The 11,073-nt window shown below is 66.1% G+C and carries 12 protein-coding genes and 1 pseudogene; 11 read left to right on the top strand and 2 right to left on the bottom strand.

Annotated elements, in window-relative coordinates:
- A pseudogene (locus tag BIS11_RS03880) lies at positions 1-256 on the bottom strand (exopolyphosphatase); the annotation flags it as partial.
- 432 nt (positions 257-688) lie between these two features.
- On the opposite strand from BIS11_RS03880, the gene rho reads away from it, so the two are divergent.
- The 6 genes from rho (at position 689) to BIS11_RS03910 (ending at position 7,265) form a co-directional block, all read left to right on the top strand.
- On the top strand, positions 689-1,948 hold the full coding sequence (rho, locus tag BIS11_RS03885) for a transcription termination factor Rho (RefSeq protein WP_227391132.1): 1,260 nt from the start codon (positions 689-691) through the stop codon (positions 1,946-1,948).
- 32 nt (positions 1,949-1,980) lie between these two features.
- Positions 1,981-3,477, top strand: a complete 1,497-nt coding sequence (gene ubiD / locus BIS11_RS03890; RefSeq protein WP_253425135.1) for a 4-hydroxy-3-polyprenylbenzoate decarboxylase — start codon at positions 1,981-1,983, stop codon at positions 3,475-3,477.
- A 34-nt stretch (positions 3,478-3,511) separates the two neighbouring features.
- Entirely contained in the window at positions 3,512-4,306 is a 795-nt protein-coding gene (locus BIS11_RS03895) for an NAD(P)H-flavin reductase (RefSeq protein ID WP_253425138.1), read from the top strand.
- Positions 4,307-4,831: 525 nt separating this feature from the next.
- The gene (locus tag BIS11_RS03900; RefSeq protein WP_253425141.1) at positions 4,832-5,896 is read left to right on the top strand and encodes a 3-deoxy-7-phosphoheptulonate synthase; all 1,065 of its coding nucleotides are present in this window, start codon (positions 4,832-4,834) and stop codon (positions 5,894-5,896) included.
- Between the two features lie 75 nt (positions 5,897-5,971).
- On the top strand, positions 5,972-6,481 hold the full coding sequence (locus BIS11_RS03905; RefSeq protein WP_253425144.1) for a DUF3087 family protein: 510 nt from the start codon (positions 5,972-5,974) through the stop codon (positions 6,479-6,481).
- A 37-nt stretch (positions 6,482-6,518) separates the two neighbouring features.
- A complete protein-coding gene (locus BIS11_RS03910; RefSeq protein ID WP_253585750.1) occupies positions 6,519-7,265 on the top strand; it encodes a C-type lysozyme, inhibitor in 747 nt (248 codons plus the stop codon).
- Here the strand turns inward: BIS11_RS03910 and BIS11_RS03915 are convergent.
- Entirely contained in the window at positions 7,262-8,338 is a 1,077-nt protein-coding gene (locus BIS11_RS03915) for a metal-dependent hydrolase (protein WP_253421283.1), read from the bottom strand. The two genes, BIS11_RS03910 and BIS11_RS03915, sit on opposite strands and share 4 nt — an antisense overlap.
- A 190-nt stretch (positions 8,339-8,528) precedes the next feature.
- Between BIS11_RS03915 and gloA the strand changes: the two genes are divergently transcribed.
- The 5 genes from gloA to BIS11_RS03940 form a co-directional block, all read left to right on the top strand.
- On the top strand, positions 8,529-8,969 hold the full coding sequence (gloA, locus tag BIS11_RS03920; RefSeq protein WP_253421285.1) for a lactoylglutathione lyase: 441 nt from the start codon (positions 8,529-8,531) through the stop codon (positions 8,967-8,969).
- A 33-nt stretch (positions 8,970-9,002) separates the two neighbouring features.
- Positions 9,003-9,443, top strand: a complete 441-nt coding sequence (locus BIS11_RS03925; protein ID WP_253421287.1) for an META domain-containing protein — start codon at positions 9,003-9,005, stop codon at positions 9,441-9,443.
- Positions 9,444-9,446: 3 nt separating this feature from the next.
- Positions 9,447-10,217, top strand: a complete 771-nt coding sequence (gene cysQ, locus BIS11_RS03930; RefSeq protein WP_253421289.1) for a 3'(2'),5'-bisphosphate nucleotidase CysQ — start codon at positions 9,447-9,449, stop codon at positions 10,215-10,217.
- 234 nt (positions 10,218-10,451) lie between these two features.
- Positions 10,452-10,718: a 30S ribosomal protein S20 gene (gene rpsT / locus BIS11_RS03935; protein WP_018918970.1), complete on the top strand. Its 267-nt coding sequence runs from the start codon at positions 10,452-10,454 to the stop codon at positions 10,716-10,718.
- Between the two features lie 76 nt (positions 10,719-10,794).
- A partial coding sequence (locus BIS11_RS03940; RefSeq protein ID WP_301286408.1) for a lipid II flippase MurJ occupies positions 10,795-11,073 on the top strand: 279 nt, incomplete at its 3' end.

Genomic DNA, 11,073 nt, shown 5'->3' on the forward strand with positions numbered 1-11,073 from the left:
GAAACGGCGCGAAGCGCGCCAGGCATTCGAGCGCGCGCTGCATGGCGGCCTCGCTCAGGTAGCCGCTGTCGTCGAGCCCGGCGGCGAGCTGAACCTTTTCGCCCAGGCGGGCCACCACTTGAAGGCGCTCGTTGGCGTAGTTGGCCACTAGGAGATGGAAGCTGTTCGAGCCGAGGTCGATGGCGGCCAGGCGCGTGGGCGCTGCGCTCTCGAGGGTCGAGGTCGCGTCGGCGGCGAGTGACATATCCTTTGGCATGCGGGATCCTTCCAGTGGTCTAGGGCAAGGTTGCGTGGCCTCGCGGCCGTTGTCAATTGCCCGGGGCTTGCGTTTGTCGCGGGGCTTGACTACCATCGAGCTACTGGCCCGTTCCAAACGGCTGACCGGGAGGCCCGTCGAGCAGCGCACCGTTTCGACAACCCCCGTTTCAAGGCCTCAGCCCGGAACCTTCCAACACCGGCCGGAATTCCAAGTCGTCAGAGCCCGTTGATCCTGCCCATGTCCGGGTCAGGTCGTATCAATCAGATGTAAAGCACCTTCGTCGAGCATGGCCTGCGCCCTGGCGTGAACGGCTCTATCGCTCGACCTGTCCAGCGGGATCTGAACGCATCATCTGGCGGAACGTCAACGCCTCCTGTCTTATTCCCGGCGCCTGGCGCCAGCTTCCATGAGCAAGTTTCTAACACACCGATGAATCTCACCGAACTCAAGCAAAAATCCGTTCCCGAGCTGCTCGATATCGCCCGCGAAATGGGTATCGATAACCTGGCTCGCTCGCGCAAGCAGGACATCATCTTCGCTATCCTCAAGAAGCACGCCAAGAGCGGTGAGGATATCTACGGCGACGGTGTGCTGGAAATTCTCCAGGATGGCTTCGGCTTTCTGCGCAGCGCCGACAGCTCCTATCTGGCCGGGCCGGACGACATCTACGTGTCGCCGTCGCAGATTCGTCGCTTCAACCTGCGCAAGGGCGACTCGATCTCCGGCAAGATCCGCCCACCGAAGGAGGGCGAGCGCTACTTCGCCCTGCTGAAGGTCAGCCAGATCAACTTCGACCGCCCGGAAAACGCCAAGCACAAGATTCTCTTCGAGAACCTGACGCCGCTGTTCCCCGACGAGCGGCTGCGCATGGAGATCGGCAACGGCTCCACCGAAGACCTGACCGCCCGGATCATCGATCTGACCGCGCCGATCGGCAAGGGCCAGCGCGGGCTTCTGGTCTCGCCGCCGAAAGCCGGTAAGACCCTGATGCTGCAGAACATCGCCACCTCGATCACGCGCAACAACCCCGAGTGCCACCTGATCGTGCTGCTGATCGACGAGCGCCCGGAGGAGGTGACCGAGATGTCGCGTACCGTGCGCGGCGAAGTGGTCGCCTCCACCTTCGACGAGCCGCCGGCACGCCACGTGCAGGTCGCCGAGATGGTGATCGAGAAGGCCAAGCGCCTGGTCGAACACAAGAAGGACGTGGTGATCCTGCTCGACTCCATCACCCGTCTGGCGCGCGCCTACAACACCGTGGTGCCGAGCTCCGGCAAGGTGCTGACCGGTGGTGTCGACGCCCACGCTCTGGAAAAGCCCAAGCGCTTCTTCGGTGCGGCGCGTAACATCGAGGAGGGCGGCAGCCTCACCATCATCGCCACGGCCCTGGTCGACACCGGCTCCAAGATGGACGAGGTGATCTTCGAGGAGTTCAAGGGTACCGGCAACATGGAAGCCCACCTCGACCGCAAGCTGGCCGAAAAGCGCGTCTTCCCGGCGATCAACATCCGCAGAAGCGGCACCCGTCGCGAGGACCTGCTGGCCTCCGAAGACGAGATGCAGCGCATGTGGATCTTGCGCAAGCTCCTGAATCCGATGGAAGATACCGCCGCGACGGAGTTCTTGATCGACCGTCTCAAGGACACCAAGACCAACCTCGAATTCTTCGAGGCGATGAAGCGCCGCTAGGGCAGGTCAGCGCGAAAGAACGAGGAAACGCTTTGAAGTATAACGACTTGCGAGATTTCATCGCCGCACTCGAGGCGCGCGGTGAACTCAAGCGAATCCAGGTGGAGGTGGACCCTTACCTGGAGATCACCGAGATCTGCGATCGTACCCTGCGCGCCGGCGGCCCGGCGCTGTTGTTCGAGAACGTCAAGGGCCACGACATGCCGCTGTTGGGCAACCTGTTCGGTACGCCGGAGCGGGTGGCGCTGGGCATGGGGCAGGAGTCGGTGAGCGCGCTTCGCGAAGTCGGCAAGCTCCTGGCCTTTCTCAAGGAGCCGGACCCGCCCAAGGGCTTGAAGGACGCCTGGGAAAAGCTGCCCATCTTCAAGCAGGTGCTGAGCATGGGGCCCAAGGTGGTGCGCAAGGCGCCGGTGCAGGAAGTGGTGTTCGAAGGCGATGAGGTCGATCTCGATCAGCTTCCCATCCAGCACTGCTGGCCAGGCGACGCCGCTCCCCTGGTCACCTGGCCGCTGGTGATCACCAAGGGGCCGCACAAGAAGCGCCAGAACCTCGGTATCTACCGGCAGCAGAAGCTCGGCAAGAACCGCCTGATCATGCGCTGGCTCTCCCACCGCGGTGGGGCGCTGGACTTCCAGGAGTTCCAGAAGGCGCACCCCGGCGAGCCCTTCCCGGTGGCGGTGGCGCTCGGCGCCGACCCGGCGACGATTCTGGGCGCGGTGACCCCGGTGCCGGACTCGCTCTCCGAGTACGCCTTCGCCGGGCTCTTGAGAGGCTCGCGCACCGAGCTGGTCGCATGTCACCACGCGGATCTCGAAGTGCCGGCCTCCGCCGAGATCATCCTCGAAGGTTTCATCTACCCCGACGACATGGCGCCGGAAGGCCCCTATGGCGATCACACCGGCTACTACAACGAGGTCGACACCTTCCCGGTGTTCACCGTCACGCGCATGACCCGGCGGCGTGATGCCATCTATCACTCGACCTACACCGGGCGCCCGCCGGACGAGCCGGCGATCCTGGGGGTGGCGCTCAACGAAGTGTTCGTGCCGATCCTCAACAAGCAGTTTCCGGAAATCGTCGACTTCTACCTGCCGCCGGAAGGGTGTTCCTACCGCATGGCGGTGGTCACCATGAAGAAGCAGTACCCCGGCCACGCCAAGCGCGTGATGATGGGGGTATGGAGTTTTTTGCGCCAGTTCATGTACACCAAGTTCGTGATCGTGCTCGACGACGACGTCGATGCGCGCAACTGGGAAGACGTGATGTGGGCGATCACCACGCGAATGGACCCGGCCCGCGACACCGTCATGGTCGAGAACACCCCGATCGACTACCTCGACTTCGCCTCGCCGGTCTCCGGGCTCGGCTCCAAGATGGGGCTCGATGCCACCAACAAGTGGCCCGGCGAGACCGACCGCGAGTGGGGCACGCCCATCGTCATGGACGAGGCGGTCAAGGCGCGGGTCGACGAGCGCTGGGAGTCGCTGGGTATCGGCATCGAGCTTCCCGCCTCGCGCCATGGCGGCTGAACCGATCGCGAACGAATTTTCACAAGAGGCTTTCATGAGCACAACGACGCCGAGCGCGCCCGCGCGTCAAACGGTTACCTGTCAGATCATCGATGTCGTCGACTTGAGCCCGAGCGTTCTGGGCGTCACCCTCAAGGGCGACCCGGCGGCGATCGATCACCTCCCGGGCCAGTACCTCGAGCTCGCGCTCGACTCGCACACCTGGGTGCCGTTTTCCATCGCCAGCCACCGCCGGGGGGATGGCGTGATCGAACTGCACATCCAGCACCGCCCGGAGCGCGAGAACTCCGCCCGGCTGCGCAGGCTCCTGACCCTGTCCGGCGAGCTCGACGTGCGCCTGCCCGGCGGCGAGTGCGTGCTCGACATGGCGAGCACGCGCCCCTTGCTGCTGGTTGCCGCCGGTACGGGGTTTGCCCAGATGAAGGCGATCGTCGAGGCGGTGCTCGACGTACAGCCCGAGCGGGGCGTGTTCATCTGGTGGGCCGCTCGCGAGCACGACGACCTCTACGCCGAGCAACTGGCCAGCGACTGGGCGGCGCGCTTCGACAACGTCCACTTCCACGCGGTCACCGAGCTCGAGCTCGCCCGACCGCTGGCCGAGAGCCCGCGCATCGCCCACCACCAGGGGCGTATCGACGAGGTACTCGAGCGGGCGCTGCCGACGCTCGGCTTCGACGATGCCCGCGTGGCCGTCGCCGAGTGCGATGTCTACCTCTCGGGCTCGCCGGGCATGGTCTACGCCTGCGTGGACGTGCTCGAGGCCCACGGGGTGAGCGCGCAGCGGCTGTTTTCGGACGTCTTCGCCTACGCCCCGCGCCCGGCGAAATAGTTTTTCTGTCTGAAAGATAGTCCTTCGGCCTGCGCGGTTGTCATTTGGCACGGATGCAGGCAGGATAGAACCACAACGCTTATCGAGCAGGCCCTTGGGCCTTGACCGGACGACACCATGACTTCTCTGACCCACGCACTGTTGACGCTCTTCGCGCCTCGCCTGACGGCGCGGTCAGCGTGCGTGTTCGGTCAGGACGTCTATTGGTTTAGCCCCGGTATGCCGAGGGCGGGCGCCTAGCCGCGCCCGCAGGCATACCGAGACCCGGTTGCCTGCCGAATGCAAGAGCCCCGGCGGGACGACCCGCCGGGGCTCTTGCGTTTTGGGTACCACGATTCACGACACTTTCATCGAGGAGTTGCACCATGACCGCTTACGCCAACGCTTTCGCTACCTTCATCCAGGGGTATGGTTATGGCTGGCGATTTAGCGTCGCGCGGTCGGAACAGGCAGCCACCTCCGGCCGGGCCAACGTGGGTGGCACAACCGAAACCCGATGTCCCTTGCCGAACGAGAACTGAATCCATGAACGCACCGATGACCGCCACCCCTGCCCACCTTGAGACCTCCTGCGTAGCGTCCAAGCCCCTGCCACTGCCGGCACAGCTGCTCGAGCGCATCCGCGTCGATGCTGTTCTGAGCGAGCGGCTCGACCGGCAGCGCCAGGCCGTCCAACGCATCCTCGCAGGCGACGACAAGCGCCTTTTGGTCGTGGTCGGCCCCTGTTCGATCCATGACCCGGACGCCGCCCTCGAGTACGCCGACCGCCTGGCCACGCTCAGCGAGCAAGTCAGCGAGCAGCTTTTGCCGGTGATGCGCGTCTACGTCGAGAAACCGCGCACCACCGTTGGCTGGAAGGGCCTGGCCTACGACCCGGACATGAACGGCGAGGGCGACATGGCGCGCGGGCTGACCCGCTCGCGAGAACTGATGCACGCGGTCGCCGCGCGCGGCCTGCCGGTGGCCACGGAGCTTCTTCAGCCCATGCTCGCGCCGTATCTCGAGGATCTTCTGAGCTGGGTGGCGATCGGCGCGCGCACCACCGAATCCCAGCTCCATCGCGAGCTCGCCAGCGACCTGCGCGCCGCGGTGGGCTTCAAGAACGCCACCAGCGGCGACCTGCAGGTGGCCATCGACGCCATGCAGTCCGCCGCCCATCCGCACCAGCGCTTCGCCCAGGACGCCCAGGGCCGCCCGGTGATGCGCCAGAGCGCCGGCAATGCGCACACCCACGTGGTGCTGCGCGGCGGCCACGGCGAGCCCAATTACCAGGCACACCACGTGCGCGCCGCCACCGCCCGGCTGCGCGAGGCAGGACAGAACCCACGGCTGATGGTCGACTGCAGCCACGCCAACGCGCGCAAGGATCACCGCCGCCAGAGCGAGGTAATGCTCGACGTGCTCGCCCAGCGGCGCGAAGGCGATACCGACCTGGTGGCGCTGATGCTCGAAAGCCATCTTCACGAGGGCAAGCAGGCGCTCGACGCCGGGGCGCTTCGCTACGGCGTCTCCGTGACCGATGCCTGCGTGGGCTGGGAAACCACCGAGCATCTGCTCAAGACCGCCGCCGAGCGCCTGGCCGGCCAGTGAGCCTTGCGTTGGCGGGTGCGCTTGCCAAGCCCGGGCATCGCCGTATGATGGGCGCTATTTGAGCGGAGACGAGCGATGGCCTTCACCCTGCAAGAGCAGAGCCCCGAGCGCTACCGGCGCAAGGCGCGCATGATCAGCGTGATGATGGTCGGCCAGTTGATCATCTTCGGCATGCTGTTCTCGCTTCTGCTGAGCAGCGCGCTGGAGAGCGCCCTGTGGGCCCACGGGCTCGGCATCCTGCTGGGGCTTCTCGCCACCAGCGCCCTGTTCGCGGTGCTCAAGGAGCGCCCCTGGATGGCCGAGATCAACTACGTCTGGCAGCTCAAGAGCCACCTGTCGCGCATCAACGGCTACCAGGGCGCGCTCGAGCGGGAGGCGGCGCAGGACAACCGCGCCGCGCTCGATATCCTGAGCTTCTACCATGCCGGGGTCGATCAGGTGGTTGCGCTCAACGACCGCGCCCCGCAGGACGCCAAGCGCCAGGCGCAGAAGGCGCGAATCAGCCAGCGGCGCCGCACGCTCGGCATGCCCGAGCAGGCGGCGAGCTTCGATCCGAACGATCTCGGCGCCTTCACTCGCGACTAGCGCTCGACGCGCTATCAGAAAAAATACAGGGAACTCCATGCTCGATGCGACCCTTCTCACGTCGGCGCTCTCCAAGGCGACGTTTCTCAAGGGCGTGGGCGCGCTTTGTCTCGGGGCCGGCCTTGCCGGCTGCGCCAGCGCGCCGACGCCACCGCCGATGACCCCCGTCGCCGGCAATGCCGCGCCGCTTCTGCCCTCGGCGCTGTTTCCCGGCAGCGCCGAACGCTTCCAGGCCTGGCACTGCCAGCCCGCCAACCAGCACCTCGTCGGCGCCGACAACGACCAGGCGCTGCGGCTGTGGTCGCTGCACGGCGCCTGGCAGTTGCCTCGGGCCGTGGTGGCCGACGGCGCGCGCTATCAGGACGGCGAGATCAGCGTCTGGGATCGCGGCGAGCGCGCGCTGGTGGAAACCCCGCGCGGCCAGCTTCAGTGCCAGCAGGCAGGCGAGCGCAAGGCGCTGACCCGGGCCGACAATCCCGGCGTGATGTTCAAGGCCGAAGGGCGCGAGCCCTCTTGGCAGGTGACGCTCGCCCACGACGTGCCGACGCTTGCCATCGAGACCGCCACGGCGCCGGCCACGCGGCAGCCCTACATGATCAGTGTGCTGGACAACCAGGCCGGGCGGGTGGTGCTCGAGAGCGCCGACGTCGAGCCCTTCTTTCGCCTGCGCATCGATGCCGGCGCCTGCTTCGACAAGGCGAGCGGCGCGCCGTACCCCGCCCGGGTCACGCTCACCTACCAGGGCGAGCAGTACAGCGGCTGCGGCCAGGGCATCGCGCCCTAGGGCGCCTGGCAGGCGTAGCGCGTATCCGCCACCCGCCATTCGGGTGTGATCAGGGCACTGGCGCACAGCGCGTTCTCGTCGCCCAGCGCCCGGCGGGCGAGTTGTCCCAGCGCCTCACGGCTCAGGCCTCGCTCCGAGGGCCGCTGTTCGCTCGCCGCCACCGCTTGCCACTCTCCGTTCTCCCGGGTGGCCAGGGTGAAGGTGAACGGGTGAAAGCCCGGAAAGCCCAGGCGCAGGTCGGTGGCGGTCAGGGTCTCCACGCCGTCGATGGGCTCGATGTCGTAGCGCAGGAACGTCCCGCTGAACCAGGCGAGCCGCTCTCCCTTGGCCGTCGACAGGGCGATCTCCTCGAGCGGCTGCCGCTCGCGCTGGAAGGTCTCGAGGTGCGGCGCCTCGTCGTCGAAGACGCTGACGAGACTCTCGGCGTACCGCTCGTTTTCCACCACCGTGGCCCGCCACAGCAAGATGTTGAAGGGCGTGGGCTGGACGATGCGCGGCGCCTGTGACAGCCCCTGCGCCTCGAGCACCGGCACCAGGCGTGCTTCGACCACGCCCTTCATGCCCGCCGCCACCAGCAGATAAAGGCTCGAGAGCAGCAGCCCGAGGGCGCAGTAGTGCACCACCCGGCGCGACACGCAGGCGGCGATGAGCCCGCCCAGCAGGGCCAGGGTGTAGAGCGGGTCGATGATGAACACGATCGGCCAGGCGGCGGGGGGGACGTCCAGCGGCCAGAGCAGCTGGGTGCCGTAGGTGGTGAGCGCGTCGAGTAGCGGGTGGGTGACCAGCGCCAGGGTGAAGAAGCACCACCAGCAGACGAGCGACAGGCGCGGGCGGACGAAGTATCGGCACACCAGCGCCAGCAGGGTGCCAAGCCCCGTCAGCACGAACAGCGAATGGCTGAAACCGCGGTGCTCGGTGACGTTGGCGATGGCATCGCCGTAATCCAGCACCACGTCGAGATCCGGCAGGGTGCCCAGCAGCGCGCCGATCAAGACGGCCTTGCGGCCCAGACGTCGGCCCATGACGGCGCCGCCCACGGCAGCCCCCAGGGCGGCTTGTGTGATCGAGTCCACGGTGATTCCTTGGCAAGAGAAGGGGAGAGTGGCTTTATTATGCGACATTGTCTTGATCGTCGTCGCGTGTAGCGGTGTTGTACAGATTAAACGCGGGTGCCGCGCTTCAGCGATTGCTCAATCCCGGCTATTCTGTTCCCATTATCCCGCTTGCATCTTCACTTATCGCCACCGATAGAAGGGAGTCTCTATGCAGTTTCTACATACCATGGTGCGTATTCGCGACATCGACGCTTCGCTGCGTTTCTACTGCGACCTGCTGGGCCTTCAGGAGGTGCGCCGCAAGGAGAGCGAGAAGGGTCGCTTCACGCTGATCTTCCTCGCCGCGCCGGACGACGTCGAGCGCTCCGAGCGCCTCACCGCCCCGGAGCTCGAGCTGACCTACAACTGGGACCCGGAAGAGTACGACGGCGGGCGCAACTTCGGCCATCTCGCCTACCGCGTCGATGACATCTACGCGCTGTGCGACAAGCTTCAGCAGGCCGGCGTCACCATCAACCGCCCGCCGCGCGATGGTCACATGGCCTTCGTCAAGTCGCCGGACGGCATCTCCATCGAGCTTCTGCAGAAAGGCGAGGCGCTGCCCGCCCAGGAGCCCTGGGCCTCCATGGAAAACAGCGGCAGCTGGTAACGCAGAGGAGCGTTTGGGGTGAAAAGACACTTGTTGAGCGTTTTGGCCGTGAGCACCGCGCTGGTGCTCGCCGCCTGCAGCAGCACGCCGGATAACGCCTCCCGCGCGCCGGTCTCCCAAGGCGAGGGCGGGCTTTCCGGGCCGCTGGTGGGCACGCGTTGGAACCTGCTTTTGATGGGCACCGACGAGCGGCTGTCCATGCCACAGCCGGCGTTTTTCCAGATCACGCGCGACGGCAAGATTGCCGGCAGCGACGGCTGCAACACCTTCAACGGCACGGTCGGGCTGGGCGAGAGCCAGCGCATCGAAGTGGGCGAGCTCGCCACCACGCGCATGGGCTGCGCCAAGCTCGAGGACGCCAAGCGGGTGACCGGCATGCTCGAGAACGCCTACCGCTACCTGATCGATCACGACCGGGTGGTGTTCTTCGGCCCGGACAGCCGCGTACTCGGCGGCTGGCGCAAGGCGAACTAGGTCTTGGCAGCAGACAAGGCTCGCCTCGAGGCGGTGTGGCGTATCGCGCGCGATGCCGCCAAGGCCATCATGACGCTCTACCGGGACGAACTCACGGTCACGCTCAAGGCCGACCAGAGCCCGGTCACCCAGGCCGACCTGCTCGCCAACCGCTGCATCGTCGCGGCGCTCGAGCGCCTCGACCCCGCCACCCCGATTCTCTCCGAGGAAAGCGTGGAGCGTTTTTCGGGCCCCGCGGAGGACGCCACCTACTACCTGGTCGACCCGCTGGACGGTACCAAGGAGTTCATCAAGCGCAACGACGAGTTCACCGTCAACATCGCGCTGATTCGCCAAGGGGCGCCGGTGCTCGGCGTGGTGGTGGCGCCGGCGCTCGACGAAAGCTACCTGGCGGCCCACGGGCTGGGGGCCTTCAAGGTGATAGGCGAGGGCGACTGGCGACCCATTCATACCCGGGCGCCGGGTGCTGGCGGCTTTCACGTGCTGGGCAGCCGCTCGCACCGCGATGCGCGCTTCGACGACTGGCTGGCCGCACTCGGTCCGCACCGGGTGACGCCCATGGGCAGCTCCTTGAAGGCGTGCCGGATTGCCGAAGGCGCGGCGGACGTCTATCCACGCTTCGGGCCGACCAGCCTGTGGGATACCGCCGCCGCCCAGGCGGTGGTCGAGGCGGCCGGCGGCTGCGTGATCGACGCCCAGGGCCAGCCGCTGAGTTATGCCGCCCCGAGCCAGGTGCAGAACCCGAGCTTTTTCGTCTGGGGGCGACGCCCCTGAGCGGTTGACAAGCGCTGGCAAGGCAGGGCGTTGCGTGATAGACTACGCCATCCTCTCAGACAAGACCCGTGGACGGGCAGCGACCAGACTGCGCGTTTCACTCTCTGGCAGAGCGAAAAAGCTCGCCGGATCAATTGGTTGTTACGGAAATGTCGAGCACTGGCCACGGCCAGTCGACAGACACATAGTTCATTCGTTGCCGATCAGGCAACCCTATTCTCCAAGGAGATACCAGTGGCGAACAGCAAGCAAGCTCGCAAGCGCGCCCGCCAGGCCGAGACTCGTCGCGTCCTGAAAGCCAGCCAACGCAGCATGGTCCGCACCTACATCAAGCGCGTGATCAAGGCGATCGGTACCGGTGACCACGCCAAGGCGATGGAAGAGTTCAAGGCCATGCAGCCGGTCGTCGACCGCATCGCCGACAAGGACGTGCTGTCCAAGAAGAAGGCCGCACGCCTGAAGAGCCGCTTGAACAAGCGAATTAAAGCGCTGGCAGCGTAAGCCGGCAGCGTCTTGGAAAAAACCGGCTACGGCCGGTTTTTTTGTGCCCGTACCCACCCAGGATCGACGGACCACGATGACCGAACCCTCCTCTGAACCGACCCAGGTCGCCAAGCGCGGATTGATGCACTCGGGGCTGGTGGTCAGCTCGATGACCATGCTGTCCCGCGTGATGGGGCTGGTACGCGACGTGGTGGTGGCGATGTTCCTCGGTGCGGGCAACGGGGCGGATGCGTTCTTCGTCGCCTTCAAGATTCCCAACTTCCTGCGTCGGCTGTTCGCCGAGGGGGCCTTCAACCAGGCCTTCGTGCCGGTGCTGTCGGAGTACTCGACACGCCGCGACAAGCAGGAGATC

It is taken from the genome of Halomonas sp. 707D4 (assembly GCF_024158685.1).
In the GTDB taxonomy this organism is placed as follows: Bacteria; Pseudomonadota; Gammaproteobacteria; order Pseudomonadales; family Halomonadaceae; genus Vreelandella.